Genomic DNA, 20159 nt, shown 5'->3' on the forward strand with positions numbered 1-20159 from the left:
AAATAAACCGTGCGGTAGCGTAATCAAAGTTTATCTTGCCCTACCCTTATTGCTCCTTCTCCCTATCAACAGCCCCATCCTTTACGACAACATCCCTCCGCTGTTGCAGAGATCAAAATTCAACTCTGGTATAAGAATTGCTTTGCTTAAAAATAAATAAATATTCCCAATAAGAATATATTATTGCAACGAATTGATTTTGGGATATTGATCTTTACAGCCTAGTAAAAAAATCCGGAGTACAACCTATGTGGGTAAATCATTTAAAAAGAATTGTCGCAGCGAGCCTGCTGCTGCCTGGCTTGGCCTTTGCAGGTGAAACTGATCTGGATAGCGCCTCCACTGTATGGATGATGTTGTCCACACTGCTGGTACTGCTGATGTTTGTTCCCGGCTTGGCACTGTTTTATGGCGGTATGGTCCGCGCCAAAAATATTCTGTCCATTTATACCCAGTTTTTTGCCGTGGCAGGCGTGGTTTGTGTACTGTGGCTGACTGTGGTTTATAGCATGAGTGCAGACAAAACCCATATGCAAGCAGGGGTAACCAATCTCTACAGCTTTGTTGGCAGTTTAAATAAGGCCTTTCTGGTAGGTATTGATGAAAATACTCTACTGGGCGGTGTACCTGAATATATTCTGATTATCTTTGGCATGACCTTCGCGATTATTACCCCCTGTCTGGCCATAGGTGCTTTTGCTGAACGCATGAAGTTTGGTGCAGTGGTGTTGTTTTCTGCCCTATGGCTGGTTTTGGTATATGGGCCAATGACCCATATGGTCTGGGGCGGTGAAGGTGCAATCATGCACACCTGGGGAGTTCTGGACTTTGCTGGCGGTACCGCGGTGCATATTAATGCCGGCATTGCCGCCTTAGTCGGCGCAATTGTATTAGGCAAGCGTAAAGGCTGGCCGGCTGCACCCGTTCCACCGCACAATGTGGTCTATACCATGATCGGCGCAGCATTTTTATGGGTAGGCTGGTTCGGCTTTAACGTCGGTTCTGCATTCGCGGTAAATGCATCGGCAACCATTGCCATGATGACCACCATGGTGGCGACCTGCGGCGGCATCTTAGGCTGGATGGTGATTGAAAAAATACATACCCATCATGTCACGGCTTTGGGCCTGGCTTCAGGCGCGATTGGCGGACTGGTGGGCATTACCCCTGCAGCAGCTTATGTCGGACCTTTTGGTGCGTTGGCAATCGGCTTTATCACCGCCATCTGCTGTTTTTATGCCGTGACCAAGCTGAAGCATAAAATGGGGATTGATGATGCCCTGGATGTCTTTGCCCTGCATGGCATAGGCGGCATGGTCGGCTGTATGCTCACTGGTATTTTCTGCATCCCGCAACTGGGCGGCAAAGTGGCCGACATTTCCTTGCTGAACCAGTTGGCTGCACAGGCAGGCAGTATTGTACTTACCGTGATTTATTGCGGCGTGCTGACCTGGCTGATTATGAAGTTCGTCGATAAGACCATCGGTTTACGTGTAACCCCGGAACAGGAAGAGCGCGGTCTGGATGTCAGCGATCACAACGAACGTGCATATAACAATTAACGCCGCAGCCCGCTTTTAATTGATAAATTAAAATTTCATTTTAGTCCATTTAAAATTCTTCAACTTCACCAAGCAAATGCTTCAGGGCATTTGCTTTTATTTTTGCAAGTACGATGCCGAGACTGGCAGTTTCCATCTGATTTTCCGGGGTGAAAACAGCTGACTATGGCTCAAGGACTACTTCTTTTGAGATATAGACTCCCTAGCTTGAAAATGATTATGATAGATCGTTTAACTACAAATTAAGTAAAAATATATATTTGAAAAATAATAAAATAATTATTAATTACAGACTAGTGGTATAAGAATTGCATCTTGAATCATGAAAGAAATATTCCCTTTAGTAATACCAATTCCCACCAAAAAATGGTCAAGCTAATGTAAATCCATATTCATGAGATTCAGGAGCAATTCATGATAATGAACAATGTGAAGAAGTTACTCATGCTGAGTGTACTGCTGTCGCCTAGCGCAGTTTTTGCCGCTGAGGGAACGATTGATGGACCTGCCACTGTATGGCTCATGGTTTCTATTGTTATTGTCCTGCTGATGTTTATTCCAGGACTTGCGCTGTTTTATGGCGGTATGGTCCGCGCCAAAAATATCCTGTCTTTATTTACCCAGTTTTTTGCGATTGCCGGGATTGTCGGCATTTTATGGGTGGCCGGGGTATATAGCCTGGCAACCGATACCACTAATATGCAAGAGGGCGTTTATAACCTGAACAGCATTGTCGGTGGCCTGGATAAACTGATGCTGAAAGGCATCACGGCAGAAAGTCTGGCAGGCGGCATTCCTGAATATATCTTGATTGTGTTCCTGATGACCTTTGCCATGATCACGCCGTGTATTGCACTGGGTGGCTTTGCGGAAAGAATGAAATTCCGGGCAACGGTTATTTTTTCATCTCTGTGGATAGTGCTGGTCTATGGCCCAATGGCCCATATGGTATGGGGCGGCAAAGGCGCACTATTCCATAACTGGGGAGTATTGGACTTTGCCGGCGGTACTGCAGTACATATTGCAGCCGGGGTCACGGCATTTGTCGGTGCCATAGTGGTGGGCAAACGTAAAGGCTGGCCTGCTACGCCGATGCCGCCGCACAATGTGGTATTTGTGATGATTGGCGCAGCATTGCTCTGGGCCGGCTGGTTCGGTTTTAACGTGGGTTCGGCTCTGGCCATCAATTCTTCAGCAGCACTGATTTTCATGACCACCATGCTGGCAACCTGTGGTGGTATTGTCGGCTGGATGTTTGCTGAAAAAATGTATTCCGGCCATGTCACTGCCTTTGGTCTGGCTTCAGGTGCCATTGGCGGCTTGGTCGGCATTACCCCGGCGGCCGCTTATGTTGGCCCTTTTGGTGCAATTGTGATTGGCCTGCTCACCAGTATGGCCAGCTATTACGCGATTATGATACTAAAGAAAAAGCTCGGCGTAGACGATGCGCTGGATGTATTTTCGTTACATGGCATTGGCGGTATGGTTGGCTGCCTGCTGACCGGTATTTTCTGTATCCCCGAGTTGGGCGGCAATGTTGAAGGCATTTCCCTGCTCCCGCAATTCTTGGCACAACTGGCCAGTATTGCGATGACCTTTGCCTATGTCGGCATCTTGAGCTGGATCTTGCTGAAAATCATTGATAAAACCGTGGGGCTACGTGTCACGGCAGAACAGGAAGAGCGCGGTCTGGATGTCAGTGATCATAACGAACGTGCCTATAACTAAAGGCCGTATAAAATCAAGTAACAAGGGCTTCGGCCCTTGTTTTTTTATGGCTGCTTGGGATGAACGTCGCTTTGCATCATTTGCATACATGGCTATGCTGCCCTTTGGGGATTAAATCCCGCTACTGTCCATCTGCGGATTTTAACTGCTGAGTGCCCTGTCAACGGGTTAAACTGGTACGCTCCTCGCTCATTCTCTCCTGGGAAAAACAGGGATAGATAGCGCTAACGGCTTCCTTTCGGTCATTTTCCCAGAGCACGTCTTTGAGATTGTATGATCGAATACCGAGTGCTCCAGCACTATATATGGCTGAACATTCCAAAAAGAACCACAAGAAGAATTCTCTATACAGGGTCATCATTATAGAGAAATCGGGTAGCGAGATCATGTAGCCATGGTTGCAAGAACAAACGGTGGATTTCGTCCTATCGGGTTGAAGCATTTAAATTTTTTCTTGATCAAGACGATACTTGGCTAAACGACAAGGGCTTGAAAGCATAGCGCTGGCAACGGATGGCTGTACGCTGTTATGATAAAGTTTTATTGTTATCCGGATGCCAGCACATAAAGCAAATGGCTGCCAGCTTACGCTAACAGCCATTCAGGGGGATTACAGTTGGGGGAAAACAGAATTGTTATTTATGCAATGCTGAGCAGCCCGTCAATACCGACGGCTTGACCATCAAATTCTGCAATGGCATCCAGCAAGACATTCCATAAATACAGTGCAGAGGCCCGGTCACACAAGAGATTGAATTTCGGCGCCTGGGCATCGCTGACATTCATCACCACAATATTAATGCGCGCCACCGAGGTCTGCGCAATCTGACCTGCAGCAAAAGCTTCTGCGGACAAATCGACGGCACACAGCTTAGCCATGATGAAAGCCACAGATTGCCCGGTCAGCTGAATCCAGGCATGGCTGTCCTGACGCGGCAGCAGATAGTTGGCGCGGTCACTCAGCTCCCAGCTCAGTTCCAGTGCGGCTACACTCTCACCAAAATCCTGCATTGCACCTAGCACTAAATATTCGGTCGCAGACAGCCGTGCCACAATGCTGCCATTGGCCTGATGACACAATCGATTGGGTGCATCCGGCAATGCAAAACCTGCTGCAGTTAAATAGCTGGCACTGTCGGTTCCCCGGAAACCGACGCGTGGCATATTGGTTAAATCCACCACTGCACATTGCTGAATGTGCTGGGACTTACCGCCTGCAAGAAACATGCGTCCTGCACCATAAGACTGATAGGCCGCACAGGTTTTTTGAATGGGACTGCGTTCCGCTTGAGGTAAAATATTCATGATCAGATCTCCTGACGGGCATTATTAGGGTCATAGAAAGGTGCTTTTACTACTGTGGCGTAGACACTTGCACCTTTTTCCACACGAATCTGGAACTGCTGGCCCACTGCGCTTTGCTCGATACCGACATACGCCATGCCAATAATTTGGTCCAGGGTCGGTGAATATTCACACGAAGTTACGTTTCCTGTAATTTTGTCGCCATTCAGCACAATGTGGCCTTCCAGCGGTTTTTGCTGCTGTTTGTCCAGCACAAAGGACACCAATTTGCGCTTCATTGGCTGCTGTTCCAAAATGGCAATCGAACGCTTGCCCACGAACCACGGCTTGCTTTTCGCCACCGCCCAGCCTAAGTCCACTTCCTTAGGATGCGACATGCCATCGGTATCCTGACTGATAATAATATGGCCCTTTTCCAGACGCAGCAGTCGCTGGCTTTCCACCCCAAAAGGCTTCATTGAGAACTCTTGACCCGCCTGCATCAGCAGATCCCACATGAACTCGCCATAGCGTGCGGGGAAGTGAATTTCATAGCCCAATTCGCCCACAAAACCAACGCGCAAGATACGCACAGCAATGCCCTGGATGGTTCCGGTGCGCAAACCCAGGTAGGGAAATGCTGCTGCACTGAAGTCCACGTCCTGACAGACCTTTTGCAGCACTTTGCGGGAATTCGGACCGGCAATATTCACCGCCGCAAATGCCGACGTGACATTGGCGATATCGACATTTAAGCGCCACTGTGCATTCCATTTCAGCATTTGCTGGTAAATGCGGTCTACCCCGCTGGTGGTTGCTGTAACATAAAAATGATTTTCACTTAAACGCCCGGCAACACCATCGTCAATCACCACACCATCTTCGGCAGTCATGACCGCATAACGGGTTTTACCCACCGGTAATTTTACAAAACTGAAAGTATATAATCGGTTGAGGAACTCGCCGCTGTCAGGCCCGCGAAGATCTAATCCGCCTAAAGTAGAGACATCAATCATGCCGACATTCTGACGTACATTGCGCACTTCCTTTTCAATATGCTGTAAACGGCCAGCGACGTCACCATAATAGGCCGGACGCTGCCAGTTGCCTGCCGGCATCATTTGTGCACCGGCCTCAATATGGCGTTGATGCATGGCGGTTTGACGGAAGGGATCAAAACCGCGTCCTGCAATATGCGCCAGTTTCTCTGCGGTGAACGGTGGGCGGGCGGTCGTCACCCCGGTTTCGCTCACTGTGCGGTCTGTATATTTTGCCACGAGACGTGCAGTAGGTAGGGCTGAATGACGGCCTTGAGAGGGTCCCATGCCCACGGTAGAAAAACGCTTGACCAGCTGTACATCACGGTAGCCCGATTTGGTGGCATTGATAATGTCGCGGATTTGCAGGTCTTCATCATAATCGACAAATTCTTTGCCCTTAGGATGCGCGAAAATCGGCCATGGGAAATTCACCGCTGCTTCGACAACAGGTTTTTTCACCGCTGTAGTAGCATTGCCCAAAATGGCATTCACAGCATCCGTGGCAGTTTGCACTGCATCATGCAGAACATTGTCCAGCTGATGCACACCGGCAACAGAGCCACTAATGTGCAATCCCTGAGGTAAACCAGAAATGCTGAACTGTGCCTTTTTGTCGTTATAGTTCAGTTTGGCCCCGGCTTGACACAGCAGCTGGTACACCGGCATATAACCGGATGACATGGCCAGTACATCACAATCAATTTTCTTGCTGTGTGTCCCTACCTGGCCTTCCGCAACAATACTGCGTATATCGACTCCGGTCAGATGCTGCATGTCCTTGCTATGCAAGGCTTCATACACGGTACTGCTGAGATAGACAGGAATCTGCTGCAGTTCAACCGCTTTTTGCAAAGCGGGATCTTCTGCACCCGCGCGCATGTCAACCAGGGCAGCCACAGAGATACCGGCTTCGGCCAGATCTAGAGCAGCCAGATAGCCGTCATCGTTACCGGTTAAAATAACCGTTTTCTGGCCGGGCCGTACCCCATACAGTTTGACCAGACGTTGTACGGCACTGGTCAACAGCACTCCAGGCAAGTCGTTGTTGCGGAACACCACCGGCTGGTCAAAACTGCCACTGGCCACAATGCATTGCTTGGCACGGACTTTATACATGCGCTTGCCTTGAATGACCGGTAAATAATGATCGGTAAACCAGGCATTACAAATGGCTTGTTTCAGCACATTAATGTTTTCATGCTGTTCTACTTGCGCAATCAGTTTGGCTGCACATGCAGCGGCTTTTTTGCCTTCGGCATCAAAACGCGCATAATGCAGGCTGCCACCCAGTATTTTATCCTGTTCGATTAACAACACTTTCATACCGGCATTCGCGGCAGTCAACGCTGCCTGCAAACCGGCCGGACCGGCACCAATAATGGTAATATCCGTAAATAGATAGGCTTTGTCGTAGTATTCAGGCTGAAAATTCAGATCCAGCACTCCCAGCCCGGCTTTTTTACGGATCATGGTCTCCCACAGCTTCCAGACCCCTTTAGGCTTGTAGAATGAGCGGTAATAGAAGCCGACAGGCATAAATTTTGAAAATTTGCCTAAAAACGCATCGTTGTCTTTCATTAACGAGCCAGCATAGTTTTGCCCCATTGCTGACAGATTCGCTGCAATCTCGGTGCTATCTGCCAGTACATTCGGCTCCTGCGGCAATTGAATCAGCGTATTGGCATCTTGTCCCGCCATGGTTAAAGGTGCACGCGGACGATGGTATTTAAAAGAGCGCGACATAATCCAGCGCTGATTGGCAATCAAGGCACTGGCAATACTGTCGCCCGCATAGCCCTGAAAAGTCTGCTGATCAAACTGAAAAGTCACAGGCTGGTTGCGGTCAATCAAAATGCCATACGGTAAAGGCAGTCGGTTTAAATCTAGATTGCTCATGCGGATACCTCCTGTTTAGCAGCTTGTTCTGCTGTTTTTTCTGTAGCTGCCGGATTTTCAAAATCGATGCGCTGGCTAAACATTTCTTTGGCATCAAAGGTACGCAGAATTTCATCGCTCACTGTATGGCGCTCGGCAATAAACCAATAACTGCTTGGGGTATGCATCCACCATTCCAGTACCACGCCGGCGATATTGCTTTTATTGAACACATAATCTGCCCATTCTTCATTGCTGCAGGTGTTCTGGTCCGGCATGGTTTTCAGCTCGCCGCCATAACTAAATTCACTGATATTTCTTGGACCATTTAAAGGACAAATCATTATTTTCATGGGGTTACTCCTTAATGGCTCGCCGCAGTGGCGCCCATTTCATTGACTTGCTGGAAGCGGCTGAAACGCGACAATTCAAATGGCTTGATCAGATCAGGTGTACGGCCAGTCGCCACAAGTTCCGCCATGGTCTTGCCGCAGATCGGGGTGGATTTAAAGCCCCATGTGCCCCAGCCTGCATCCAGGTAATAATTGTCATAAGGCGATTTGCCCATAATCGGGCTGTAGTCAGGCGTCATGTCGGTCATGCCCGCCCATTGGCGCATGAGTTTGACATTGGCCATAAACGGGAACATTTCAATGGCATGAGCCAGCAGGCTTTCTTTTAAATCCAGGGTAGAACGGGTGTTGTACAGTGGATAAGGGTCTGAACCGCCACCAAAAACAATTTCACCGCGGCTGGTTTGCTGCACATAACAATGCAAAGCAGACGAGCTGACCAAAGGATTAATAAACGGTTTAAACGGCTGGGACACCATGGCTTGCAGCGGGAAGGTATGAATCGGCGACTTGATATGCAGCTTGTTCATTAAAATGCTGGAAGCACCGGCAATTGCCTGTACCACGCAGCCACACTTGATGCTGCCACGGTTGGTTTTTACTGCCGTGACCTGGTTTTTTTCAGTCACAAAATCCTGTACTTCAGTCAACTGGTGGATTTCCACGCCGCGTTTCGCCGCTTCCTTGGCATAGCCCCAGGCCACGGCATCATGCCGCGCTGTGGCACCATCCATATGCCAGAGTCCTGCCAGAACCGGCAAATGTGCAGGATCAAGATTCAGACACGGTACCAGCTCCTTAATTTGCTGACGGTCAATCATTTCGGTACGACCGCCAAAATGCTTGTTCACTTCGGCACGCTGGCGGAAGGCACGCACAGTAGAATCGGTATGCGCCAAAGTCAGCTGGCCGCGCTCTGAATACATGATGTTAAAGTCAAATTCATTGGACAGGTTTTTAAATAAATCAACCGATTCTGAATAGAACTTCACCCCTTCTGAGGTCAGATAGTTGGAACGAATCACCGCAGTATTGCGCGCCGTATTACCACCGCCAAGATAGGATTTTTCCAGCACAGCAACATTGGTGATGCCTTGATATTTTGCAAGATAATATGCGATTGCCAAACCATGACCGCCAGCGCCAATAATCACTACGTCATAGTGTGATTTCAGCTCCTTCGGTGGAGGCAAATCAACTTCAACAGGATATTCACTGCTTAATCCGTATTTGAGCAAACCAAGTGGCATGATTTCTTCTCCAAGGCATCTTTTCCAATGCCGCTAGCTTATTTTTTAAAAATGTTTGCCTGCATACGCGCAGCATCAAGGGTATTTTTCATCAGGTAGGCAATGGTCATAGGCCCGACACCACCCGGAACAGGCGTAATCGCTTTGACCACAGACAGCGCATCGTCATAATCGACATCTCCGACCAGACGGTTTTTGCCGTTTTCCTGAATGCGGTTAATCCCCACATCAATGACCACCGCACCCGGCTTTAAATACGATGCATCGATCATTTTCGGTCTACCGACCGCGGCCACCAGAATGTCCGCATTTTTGCAAATGTCGCGAATATTCTGGGTACGTGAATGGACAATGCTGACGGTGCAACTTTCTTTTAATAACAGCGCCGCCATCGGCTTGCCGACAATGTTGGAACGGCCCACCACCACGGCATGCAGTCCGGACAGATCCGGCCCCAGAGTATCTTTCAGCAGGCGGATACAACCGGTCGGTGTACATGGGGTTAACACCTCACGGCCCTGACTCAGACCGCCGACATTTTCACTGTGGAAACCGTCAACATCCTTAAGCGGATGAATGCGCTGCAACACCGCCGTTTCATCAATATGTGCAGGCAATGGCAGCTGCACCAGGATGCCATGCACGGAGGCATCTGCATTCAGTTCATCAATTTTCTGCAAGAGCGTGTCAGCATCTGTATCTGCCGACATGCGGTATTCCAGTGAGCGGATGCCGACATACAGCGTTTTTTCAACTTTGTTGCGCACATAGACCTGGCTGGCCGGGTCATCTCCGACCAGGACTACTGCAAGACAAGGCTCAATACCTTGCACTTTCATCTGCTGCACTTCGCTTTTGATTTCGTCCAAAACGGTTTGTGCAGTTGCTTTGCCGTCAATAATCAGCGGCTGTGAGTGTTCTTGAATGGCTATGTTCATTTAAATACCACCGTACGGTCATCATTAAGGAATACGCGGTGTTCAACAAAGTATTTCACCGCTTTGGACAGCGCGACTGTTTCGGTATCACGCCCCACCGAGACCAGGTCATCCGGCAAATAGGCATGGTCTACCCGCTGCACTTCCTGCTCGATAATCGGACCTTCGTCCAGATCACCGGTGACAAAATGTGCCGTGGCCCCGATCAGTTTGACGCCGCGTTCAAAGGCCTGGTGATAAGGCTTGGCCCCTTTAAAGCCAGGCAGGAAAGAATGGTGGATATTGATGGCGCGTCCTGCCAGCTGGCGGCACAGGTTGTCTGACAGGATCTGCATATAGCGCGCCAGAATCACCAGTTCGGTACCGGTTTCATCCACAATTTTTAGCAGTTCCTGTTCCTGCTGTGCTTTGGTCTCTTTGGTGACCGGCAGATAGATAAAGCGCAGGCCTTCACGTTCTGCAATCGGACGCAAATCCAGATGGTTGGACACCACTGCAGTAATCTGGAAATCCAGTTCGCCTTTATGATGGCGATACAGCAGGTTGAGGAAACAGTGATCAAATTTGCTGACCAGGATCATGACTTTCATCGGTGCGCTGCAGTCATAGAAGGTGGCCTGCATCTCGAACTGCTGTTCGACTTCGGCAAAGCTGGCTTTCAGGCTGTCAATATCGCCACTGGCGTCATTGAAACGGAAGACAATACGGGTAAAGAAATAGCCGGTGGTCTCGTCATCATACTGTGCCATTTCACTGATATAGCAGCCGTTCTGGGCAAGGCAGCCGCTGATGGCGGCAACGATGCCGGATGCAGCCGGGCAACGGATTTTTAGAATATATTGGGCTGGAGCGTTCTGGGGCATAGGGGTGCTTCCTATAAATTCTCAATCTTTAAAGTGAGTTTCTATGCGATGTTTAATTTTCTCTTTAGGAAAATTATTTTCTCTGTGAGAATTTATATAGGATTTTTTTTCAGCCGTCTACAGCTTTAGGAAAGTTTTTTTATTTTTAGGAAAGTTTTTTAAATTGTTGATTTTTATTAAGATGTGCGAAAGCACCAGCAGGAAATTAATCTCCTGCTGGCTAGATTTGGCTTAACATAAAACCTCTACCCGATGAAACTGCTTCAGCTGCAACAATGCCTGAAAAGGCTGGGCAGACTGCATTAAATGATTCATCTGTTCATGAAACTGCTGAACCAGACCCTGATTGCATCGAATCAGCCAGCCTTTCATAAACTTCTTGTTCATATTCAGCATATACACCTCACAGGTGGTCGGTGTTAATAAGCGAATTTTCTTAATCACAAAGTGTTCCGGATAGCTCATCGCATTCTCCTTTTACAAAGTTCAATTGATAAAAAGCAAATACCGCGCCAAGTTTGCCAATAACCGATTTGGCCTGTTTGATGCCGGCTAAATCTGACATTTATTCCTGATATGAATATTTTATGCATTAAAACCGCGCATCTGCTTGATGGCCTGCACCAAATTGCAAATCAGGATGGCTCGGATAATTTCATCAATAGCAGTCCAGCCGTAATCAAAACGGCGGCTAAAATACGCATCAAGGTGGCCTGTTCGCCCAAGATCAGGATACCCAGCAAAAATGCCCCGACCACACCTATGCCTGACCAAATGGTATAAGCCGTACCTAGGGGCAGCGTACGCATGGCATAGCTCAACAGCAGAAAGCTTAAAATTACGAAAACCACTGTCATGAGGGTGGGGATCGGCTTGCTAAAACCGGCTGAAAGTTTCATGGAATAGGCCCAGATAATCTCAAAAATACCGGCCAGAATTAAAACTATCCATGCCATCTGTATTGACTCCCTGAATTGAGTTTTATGCCGGATCAGCTCAGCATACGGCTGATTTTAATACTGCGATGGCTGGCCAATTTTACCTATACCTCTAAAGGCATACTCATAAAAAGTAGCTGAATTTAAACAAGAAATATGGACAACAGCGGGTGTTTTTATATAAATTTTTACAAGAAATTAAATTTACTCTTAAGAATATCCATCTTGAGCACCTGAGTTTTGACTGCCTTAAATACCGGAGCAAATCGACCATGACGCAGTACACTTCAGCCCAATATATTCTAAAAATCCGTTGCCCGGCTGCATCCGGCATCGTTGCCGCCATCAGCGGCTGCCTTGCCCAGAACGGCTGCTATATCAGTGAAATGGCACAGTATGATGACGAGACCACCGGCTATTTCTTTACCCGTATTGTCTTCCGTTTCAATGACGCCAGTGGCGATATTGACAGCCTGAAAGCCAGCTTTGCCGAAGTCGAACAGCAGTTCGAGATGCAGGCCACCTTCTATGACTGCAGCGCACCGATGAAAGTCATGATCCTGGTCAGCAAATTTGATCACTGTTTCCTCAACCTGCTGTATCGCCATCATAAAGGCGAACTGGATTTCCAGATTACTGCAGTGGTGTCCAACCATCTGGATTTGCGTCCGATTGCAGAACGTGAAGGCCTGCGCTTTATCTATCTGCCGGTCACCAAAGAGACCAAAGCACAGCAGGAACAGGAACTGCTAAAAATTGTGGATGAAACCGGTACCGAACTGGTGATTCTGGCGCGCTATATGCAGATCCTGTCAGACAACCTGTGCCGCCAGCTGGCAGGACGCGCCATCAATATCCACCATTCTTTCCTGCCTGGCTTTAAAGGGGCCAAGCCTTATCACCAGGCCTTTGAACGCGGCGTCAAACTGATCGGGGCCACGGCACATTTTGTCACCGGTGATCTGGACGAAGGTCCGATTATCGAGCAGGAAGTGCAGCGGGTAGACCATGCCTATTTGCCGGATGACCTGGTCTCGGTGGGGCGTGATACCGAAACAGTCGCGCTGTCCAAAGCGGTGAAATACTTTGTTGAACACCGCGTATTCCTTAATGATGACCGTACGGTGGTATTTAAATAGGGCCTAAGTGAAGGCCAAGAACTCCACCGATGCAACTGTACGGCCACTCAGCTGGCAACTATGCTGACCGTACAGCTGTATCGATTGCTATTGATATGATTTTAAAATGAAAAATGGCATCATTCTTGCAAAATAAATCTTGCTCAAGAATGAAAATGAATACAATAAAATTAAGAGGTACTGTATGAAACTGATCACCGCCATTATCAAACCATTCAAATTGGACGATGTCCGTGAAGAGCTCAACAAACACAGCATTCATGGTATGACCGTGACTGAAGTCAAAGGCGCAGGCCGTCAAAAAGGCCATACTGAAATGTACCGCGGTGCCGAATACAGGGTAGATTTTTTGCCGAAAGTGAAATTGGAAGTGGCCGTCCGGAGCGATCAGGTCGAATCAGCGATTGAAATTATCAGCAAATTTGCTGCTACGGGCAAAATTGGCGATGGTAAAATTTTTGTCAGCGCGCTGGAACAAGTGGTACGTATCCGCACAGGCGAAACCGGTATGGACGCGATTTAGTGCTATGCTTAATCTCCTCCCTCTCCCCGATTTGCTGCTGCCCCAAGAAGTTAAACACTGAATTACCTGGCAAGTGGGGTTTGGGGACACATAAGACTGAACTCAAACCTTTTATTGCCAGCCAGGTACAATTCTGACTGTCCCTCTGAAAGCCTATTGCAGCGTTTCTGCCCTTGTTCAAGGGTTCTAAATATCTTCTACGGCTGTGACTATGCCGCTATCCTCGAGATGTGTTGCAACTTGCTACATGTCTACATCGCAGGCCATGTCCATGCGCGGTCATTCAAAGAAAAGGAAATATGAAAACGGCTTCCCGTCAGTTCAAAGCATACTCAGCTCCAGACTCATCCGCTGCTCAAACGGGTCAAATAGAACACCTAAAAAAATCCTGCAGTTAGCAGGATTTTTTTAGACTGAGTAGATTGCTGGCGGTTAGCCTTTTGCGGTGCGTTTTAATTTCTCTGGATCATCAAATGGCAAGGTATGCGCGATTGCATTTACCTCCAGGCTGCCTTTGACCTGCAGCGCTTTGCCCTGCTCTGCATAAGGCACATCCAGACGTGCGATGGCCACGGTTTTGCCGGTCAGCGGCGAATGCATACCGCAGGTAATGACTCCCACTTGCTGATTGCCATCCCATAAGGTATCTCCCATTGCAGGCACCTGATCGCCCTCTAGCAGTACACCGAAGATTTTAAAGCGTTCTTTGCCTTTTAAACGGCGATGCTCATAGCAGCCGCGGAATTCGCCTTTATGCGGTGAAACCGTGAAATCCAGGCCAAGTTCCCACAAGGTGTCACCGCAGACATCATTCTCGAAGGGAAAATATTCTGAATTGTCATACGGAAAGAAGAGTAAATAACTTTCGGTACGCAGCCAGTCCAGCGTGGTAAATGAACAGGGAATAATGCCATATTCAGCACCGGTACTGAGGATGGTTTCCCAGATCATCGGTGCATCGGCCGCCTTACAGAAAATTTCATAGCCGCGTTCGCCGGTATAGCCGGTACGTGAAATCATGACAGGCGCACCAAACAGTTTGGTTTGCAGATGGTGAAAATAGGGCAAATCACGAATGCCCGCGACATGTTGAGCTAAGTAGTCCACGGCCAATGGCCCTTGCAGCGATAAATCATGCAGGTCATCATCAAACAGTACCGCAACCTGACGCCCAGCCGCTGAGCGAATCAGCATTTCATAGCCAATGCCTGTGCCATGCACCACCATAAAGGCATTTGGCCCGGTACGGTAAATCACGCAGTCATCCACAAATTTTCCTTGCTCATTCAGCATGGTCGCATACACGGATTTGCCGGGATACAATTTGGAAATGTCGCGGGTGGTTGCATATTCCAGCAGGCTTTCCGCATGCGGGCCGACATAATGGACTTTTTTCAGGCCCGAAACATCCATCAATCCGGCTTTGGTGCGGATGGCCGTATAGTGATCTGCAATATCCGAATCATAGGTCCATGCCGTTCCCATGCCGTTCCAGTCTTCTAATTTTGAACCGAGCTGACGGTGGTGGGCTGCCAATGCAGAAATGCGCCAAGAGTTTGCCATACAGGTCTTCCTTATTGAATATTTTAAAATGTGCTGATTACTTAATTTTTGAAACTGAGCTGTTATTCATCTACGCCATCGAACTGGCTGAGCCATTGCACCAACGGTTCACGATATTCACTGATGCCCTTGTATTCTGCGATTGGCTCAGGCAAATCGCGGATTACCCGGTATAGCCGCTTGGCCCATGCCGGGTTGCGGGTCAAATCATTCAGGCTAATCAGATAAGTGCGGATACTGAACAGCAGTGCATTGCTGCGCGCCAGACGCGGCATCGTTTGCAGCTCCACCCGCAAATGTACCAGTTCACCAGCATTTTCCGCAGTGACCAGACCGCGTTCATGTCCCCATAAATGATAGGTTTCCGAGGAAGTATCCATACGCGGATTGATGGTCATGGTCCAATTCAGACGCCGGTAGGGCTGGCCAACCTGAATGTTGAGCAGGAATTTGAGTGCGCGCTCAAACACCCCCAGGTTATGTGCCAGTTTTGGCACAGGTGCATGCCATTGCTTAAAACTCATGCCGGCATCAAAATTAAGTGACCAATCTGCAGGGCCGGTGATCATGCCGGTATCCATAAACAGATCGTCATCACGCTGATCCAGCAAGGCAACATCGCCCTGGAACTGACGGCTGATAAATTCAAACGGATCCATCGGCAAGCTGTCTGCCTGACCAAAAATAAAATGGACATCGATATTTAAGGGCTGGTTGACCCAGTGCCAGTTCAGGCCATCGCGCTCCAGCTGGAAATGTTCAGGGTAATCTTCCGCATAACGCAGCATCACCATTTCCAAAAAGTCCCAGCTGGCTTGACGCATGTGAGGCATGATAATGCAACGTTTTGGGTCCTGTTGCAGGGTTAAACGGCGCTCGTTCATTTCCGTTACATAATGCTCATCCACATCGAACCAATGCTCAAAAATGCTATCCGGCCTTGAAACAACAGGCTCAATATTCACCGAATACATATACTGGTCTTCGGGAAATGGAAAAGGAAAACGGGCAATCGCCTTTGCACTGTTATGGTAGTGAAACTGATCATGCATATTTTCATTGGGGTTAAATTGAACCGTCATCGTAATCTCCCAAAGCTATAGGTCTAAATGCAGGCAATGGCCTTGTTTGGCACGCGAAACGCAAGGCATCAACTGCGCCGATCGCTCCTGCACCGTTAAATAATGATCCAGATGTTCCACCTCGCCTTGGCTGTATGAGGTGGCACATTGACCGCATACGCCACCGCGGCAGAGATTGGGCACCTCAATGCCTTCTTGTTCCAGTGCTTCCAGCAGGCTGAAATCGCCGGGCACATGAATACGGCGCTGGCTTTTACTGAGCACGGCATCAAATGCAACTCCGGGTGCAGGCGAAGAAAAAGCTTCCCAATGCACACGTTTTTTTGACCAGCCCAGCATTTGCGCACAGTCAACAACAGCATGAATCAGGCGCTCTGGCCCGCAAATATAGACATGGCTGCCGAGGGATTGCTGGCTCAGCAGTGCGTTTATGTCCAAACGGCGCTGGGTTTTTTCCGAATAAATATGTACCTGGTCATGAAACAGCTGCATCAGCATATCTTCATAGGCATTGCTGATGCCGTCACGACAGGCATAGTGCAGTTCAAAACTGTGTCCGGCATGCAGCAGGTATTTCATATGCGACAGGAATGGGGTAATACCGATGCCGCCGGCAATAAATACATGGTGCTGGGCCTGAGAATTGAGGGAAAATAAATTCAGCGGCGCAGAAATATTTAGGGTATCGCCTACCTGAATGTTTTCATGCAGGTATTGCGAACCGCCGCGCGAGTTCTCCTGCAAACGCACCGCAATTTGATACTGGTGCTGCTCATACGGGGCATTCAGCAATGAATAGGCATTGCGGATAATGCGGCCTTCGACTGGCAACTGTACAATCACATGACTGCCGGAGGAAAACGGCTGCAAGGGGGCATCTAAAGCGGACAGGGTAAATTCGCGAATCATCGGAGTAACTTGATGAATTCGGGTTACATGGACAGGAACGATTGGATTCATGCGCTGAGTGCTCCCATAGGTTGATGCGCATTGGCACAGACTCCCATATAGGCGCCAAGGCGTTCAGAAAAATGACTGCGGATCAGCAGTTCGACCTGACACTGTTCACAGCGACAGAGTTCGTCTTTAACGGTGTGCTGGGTATGCCCGCAGTGCACGCAGTAGACTTTTTTACGCGGGTTTTGCAGGCTGGAAGTATCCGTAATCAAGCTGATTTCCTCATCTAGACAGCCCATGCCCACTAGGCACTGCTGTACTGTCCAAACAAAGGATTCATCACCGCAGACCACGGTATGTACGCCAGCCTTTTCCTGCTGCAGCACTGTCTCTAGTTCATGCAGCAGGCCAGCCAAGGCTTGATCCTGTTGACTGTCCAGCATCAGCTGCAGCGTTTGCGGATGCTGTTTGCTCATTTCGGTTAATTGCTGGGTCACTGCCGATGCTGGATGCTGCAACACCAGCACATACTTGGGGGCATTCCAATGCAGCGTTTCTACAGTTTGATATCTGGGGGTACTGTGCATGGCTTCCATCATTTGAGAAACCTCATATAAGAACTACATAATCAGATATTTAAAGGTTTTTACGCCGCATGACCATTCCCTCTAAATCATACCCACTAAGGGGTAAAGCACGACATGCAGAGGAGATTGTTAAGCTAATGTAGAAATAAAAAAAAGCAGCTGGAAACCAGCTGCTGCAGAAGAAACGTATACCAGGTTGTTACCATATTTGGGGGGTCTGCCCGGCAGTGTGGCGGGTCAAGCATTGACCGTGCTAACCTGCCTTTTGCTGTAGGTTTGCCTCGGTCTGTAAATAGGCCTCCAGGGAGTCATCCAAGGCATCAATCCAGGGCGTATGATGCGGTGTTGCCATCGTCCCGGTCATCAATGAACGGTAGGTATTGTCACGGAAGGCCATAATGTTTTCTTGCTTGTGTTTTTTCCATTGCAAAAAGGTCAGCCGCACCGCTTCAATATCAAAGCTTGGATAATCGGTCTGATCAATCAGGCGCATAATATAGTCACCTTGAAATTTGAACATGGCTGCTGCATCCTGCAGGGTTTTTTCTTCCTCATGCCAGGCTTGGGTGTCGGCCTGCATCTCGGCAAAACTCGGCAAGGCAATTTTACCCAGCATCACATCGCGCGCATACCAAGCCTGTGCATCAAACATATTGAAGGAATACCACTGATCCTGCATGCCTAAATAAAATAGCTGCGGATTGGCTTCCCAGACCACGCCCTGATACAGGTGCAGCGGATAGAGAATGTTATCGGTTTTCAGACGCAGGCTTTCCGACATGAAAGGGAAACTGTGCAAATAGCCGGTACATAAAATAATGGCATCAATCTCGGCCGAACTGCCATCGGCAAAATAGGCATGAGTCTGATCGACCCGCAGCAGTTGCGGACGCTCTGACCAATTTTCTGGCCAGTGATAGCCCATCGGTGAACTGCGGTAACAGCTGATAATCTGCTTCGCACCATATTTATAGCATTGTGAACCGATATCTTCAGCAGAATAGCTGCTGCCGACCAGCAGTACATTTTTACCTTTAAATTCCAGCGCATCGCGGAAGTCATGGGCATGTAAAATCCGCCCGCCAAAACTGCCAAAACCTTCATATTCAGGAATTTTGGGGGTAGAAAAATGGCCTGAAGCCACCACCACAAAATCGAAAGTCTCGGTATACATCTCATCGGTGACATGGTTATGCACCGTCACTGAAAACTGCTTGCTGTCCGGGTGAAACTCGACATGGCGCACCGCGCTGTTGAAGCGGACATATTTGCGTACATCGGCTTTTTCTACCCGGCCTTTGATATAGTCCCACAGCACGGCACGTGGAGGATAAGAACCAATCGGCCGGCCAAAATGCTCATCAAAGGTATAGTCTGCAAATTCCAGACATTCTTTCGGGCCATTCGACCACAGGTAACGGTACATGCTGCTATGCACCGGTTCACCATGTTTATCCAGGCCGGTATGCCAGGTATAATTCCATTGACCACCCCAGTCGGCCTGCTTTTCAAAGCATACCATTTCCGGAATTTCGATGCCCTTGCTTTGCGCAGATTGAAAAGCGCGCAGTTGCGCCATCCCGCTTGGCCCTGCCCCAATAATTGCAACTCGTTTCATGGTGAATCTCCATGTGATCTGTTTTAAACAAAACTGCCGTGATGCCATTACCTTAGACAGGCCTACAGTATTTCGAAATTCCTCAGATGGGGTATGCACAAGGGGATACTGACCTGGAGTCATGCCCTCAGTTTTGGATAAATACAGCGCCTTCCAGACCCAGTACCATGTCACTTTGCGAATACAGGCCCTGCCCGATTTCCTGTACCCGCTGTATGCTGTTCTGGGCAGTAATAATGCGGTAGTGCAAATGAAATACGCGATGATGCTGCACAGCCAACTGGATACTGTCCCAGACATACTGCTGGTCATCGGGATAAATTAGCTGTCCGTAGCGCGGCGTATTGATCAGCAGCTCACTGTGATAACCGGTTATCTGCTGACAGCCGCTACTGACATAATCCATAGTCCAGTTCCAGTCATTGCGTGAACGGTACAGCATGACCGGCAGGCGCGAAAGCAAATCATGCAGACTGCGCTGCTGTGCATCCTGCAGTTCTTGCTGCCGGATTTTTTGCGTCTGCTCCGTGCCTAAAATGCACCATCCCCGCAACTGGTTTTTTCCGGCACCGGCACAGATCGGCTGCAATGACAGATCAAACCATACCAAGGGCTGTTCCGGGATTAACAGGCGCAGTGCCAGCTTACACGGCCGTCCGGCCATGAGGGCACATTGGAAGGTCAAACTATCTTCGGAATACAGCCAGTAGCTCAAGGGTAAGCGCTGTGCTGCAGCATCCGGTTGCAGCTGTAGCAAGTTGTGCCAGGTACGATTGCTGCGCTGAATCGTGCCATGACTATCCAGCAATAGTGCAATATCGGCAAACTGGTCAAACAGTTCAGGCCAATCCTGATTCAAGTCCATATTCAGCCCATCTTTGCTGGAAGGCAGCGCTATTTTCGACATATCAGTATTACT

At 48.7% G+C, this 20159-nt stretch carries 19 protein-coding genes; 4 read left to right on the forward strand and 15 right to left on the reverse strand.

Going from position 1 to position 20159, the window contains the following annotated elements:
- Positions 1-248: 248 nt before the first annotated feature.
- Together ABJ384_RS15345 and ABJ384_RS15350 are read left to right on the forward strand one after the other, a co-directional pair.
- The gene (locus ABJ384_RS15345; protein ID WP_349929798.1) at positions 249-1562 is read left to right on the forward strand and encodes an ammonium transporter; all 1314 of its coding nucleotides are present in this window, start codon (positions 249-251) and stop codon (positions 1560-1562) included.
- 414 nt (positions 1563-1976) lie between these two features.
- Positions 1977-3290 carry an ammonium transporter gene (locus tag ABJ384_RS15350; RefSeq protein WP_349929799.1) on the forward strand — a complete coding sequence of 438 codons (1314 nt, stop codon included), beginning with the start codon at positions 1977-1979 and terminating at the stop codon, positions 3288-3290.
- A gap of 639 nt (positions 3291-3929) precedes the next feature.
- Here the strand turns inward: ABJ384_RS15350 and ABJ384_RS15355 are convergent.
- From ABJ384_RS15355 to ABJ384_RS15395, 9 genes are all read right to left on the reverse strand, one after another.
- Complete coding sequence (locus ABJ384_RS15355; protein ID WP_349929800.1) at positions 3930-4595, reverse strand: sarcosine oxidase; 666 nt, start codon at positions 4593-4595, stop codon at positions 3930-3932.
- 2 nt (positions 4596-4597) lie between these two features.
- Entirely contained in the window at positions 4598-7510 is a 2913-nt protein-coding gene (locus ABJ384_RS15360; protein WP_349929801.1) for a glycine cleavage T C-terminal barrel domain-containing protein, read from the reverse strand.
- Complete coding sequence (locus ABJ384_RS15365; RefSeq protein ID WP_086176141.1) at positions 7507-7842, reverse strand: sarcosine oxidase subunit delta; 336 nt, start codon at positions 7840-7842, stop codon at positions 7507-7509. Before ABJ384_RS15365 ends, ABJ384_RS15360 begins: the two co-directional genes overlap by 4 nt.
- Before the next feature lie 11 nt (positions 7843-7853).
- A complete protein-coding gene (locus ABJ384_RS15370; RefSeq protein WP_004704294.1) occupies positions 7854-9092 on the reverse strand; it encodes an FAD-dependent oxidoreductase in 1239 nt (412 codons plus the stop codon).
- Between the two features lie 38 nt (positions 9093-9130).
- On the reverse strand, positions 9131-10030 hold the full coding sequence (folD, locus tag ABJ384_RS15375) for a bifunctional methylenetetrahydrofolate dehydrogenase/methenyltetrahydrofolate cyclohydrolase FolD (RefSeq protein WP_349929802.1): 900 nt from the start codon (positions 10028-10030) through the stop codon (positions 9131-9133).
- A complete protein-coding gene (purU, locus tag ABJ384_RS15380) occupies positions 10027-10893 on the reverse strand; it encodes a formyltetrahydrofolate deformylase (protein WP_349929803.1) in 867 nt (288 codons plus the stop codon). The genes folD and purU (ABJ384_RS15380) overlap by 4 nt, the downstream gene beginning before the upstream one ends.
- Positions 10894-11124: 231 nt before the next feature.
- Positions 11125-11358: a hypothetical protein gene (locus tag ABJ384_RS15385; protein WP_004704298.1), complete on the reverse strand. Its 234-nt coding sequence runs from the start codon at positions 11356-11358 to the stop codon at positions 11125-11127.
- Positions 11330-11458, reverse strand: a complete 129-nt coding sequence (locus ABJ384_RS15390; protein WP_349929804.1) for a hypothetical protein — start codon at positions 11456-11458, stop codon at positions 11330-11332. Before ABJ384_RS15390 ends, ABJ384_RS15385 begins: the two co-directional genes overlap by 29 nt.
- Before the next feature lie 70 nt (positions 11459-11528).
- Positions 11529-11849, reverse strand: coding sequence for a multidrug efflux SMR transporter (locus ABJ384_RS15395; RefSeq protein WP_349929805.1), 321 nt, complete (start codon positions 11847-11849; stop codon positions 11529-11531).
- A 254-nt stretch (positions 11850-12103) separates the two neighbouring features.
- On the opposite strand from ABJ384_RS15395, the gene purU (ABJ384_RS15400) reads away from it, so the two are divergent.
- Entirely contained in the window at positions 12104-12970 is an 867-nt protein-coding gene (gene purU, locus ABJ384_RS15400; protein WP_349929806.1) for a formyltetrahydrofolate deformylase, read from the forward strand.
- Between the two features lie 184 nt (positions 12971-13154).
- Positions 13155-13493, forward strand: coding sequence for a P-II family nitrogen regulator (locus ABJ384_RS15405; RefSeq protein WP_086197630.1), 339 nt, complete (start codon positions 13155-13157; stop codon positions 13491-13493).
- 432 nt (positions 13494-13925) lie between these two features.
- On the opposite strand, the gene ABJ384_RS15410 is transcribed toward ABJ384_RS15405, so the two are convergent.
- The 6 genes from ABJ384_RS15410 to ABJ384_RS15435 all read right to left on the reverse strand — a co-directional run bounded on the left by ABJ384_RS15410 (position 13926) and on the right by ABJ384_RS15435 (position 20147).
- Positions 13926-15056 (reverse strand): aminomethyltransferase family protein, encoded by a 1131-nt coding sequence (locus tag ABJ384_RS15410; protein WP_004704305.1) that lies wholly within the window; start codon positions 15054-15056, stop codon positions 13926-13928.
- A gap of 62 nt (positions 15057-15118) precedes the next feature.
- The gene (locus ABJ384_RS15415) at positions 15119-16138 is read right to left on the reverse strand and encodes a DUF3445 domain-containing protein (protein WP_349929807.1); all 1020 of its coding nucleotides are present in this window, start codon (positions 16136-16138) and stop codon (positions 15119-15121) included.
- Positions 16139-16153: 15 nt separating this feature from the next.
- Positions 16154-17098: a PDR/VanB family oxidoreductase gene (locus ABJ384_RS15420; protein WP_349929808.1), complete on the reverse strand. Its 945-nt coding sequence runs from the start codon at positions 17096-17098 to the stop codon at positions 16154-16156.
- Positions 17095-17634: a dimethylamine monooxygenase subunit DmmA family protein gene (locus ABJ384_RS15425; protein ID WP_349929809.1), complete on the reverse strand. Its 540-nt coding sequence runs from the start codon at positions 17632-17634 to the stop codon at positions 17095-17097. Before ABJ384_RS15425 ends, ABJ384_RS15420 begins: the two co-directional genes overlap by 4 nt.
- A 241-nt stretch (positions 17635-17875) precedes the next feature.
- Positions 17876-19240, reverse strand: a complete 1365-nt coding sequence (locus ABJ384_RS15430; protein ID WP_004704315.1) for an NAD(P)/FAD-dependent oxidoreductase — start codon at positions 19238-19240, stop codon at positions 17876-17878.
- A 127-nt stretch (positions 19241-19367) separates the two neighbouring features.
- Entirely contained in the window at positions 19368-20147 is a 780-nt protein-coding gene (locus tag ABJ384_RS15435) for a PAS domain-containing protein (RefSeq protein ID WP_349929810.1), read from the reverse strand.
- Positions 20148-20159: the final 12 nt, after the last annotated feature.

The sequence above is a fragment of the Acinetobacter sp. A1-4-2 genome (assembly GCF_040233925.1).
In the GTDB taxonomy this organism is placed as follows: Bacteria; Pseudomonadota; Gammaproteobacteria; order Pseudomonadales; family Moraxellaceae; genus Acinetobacter.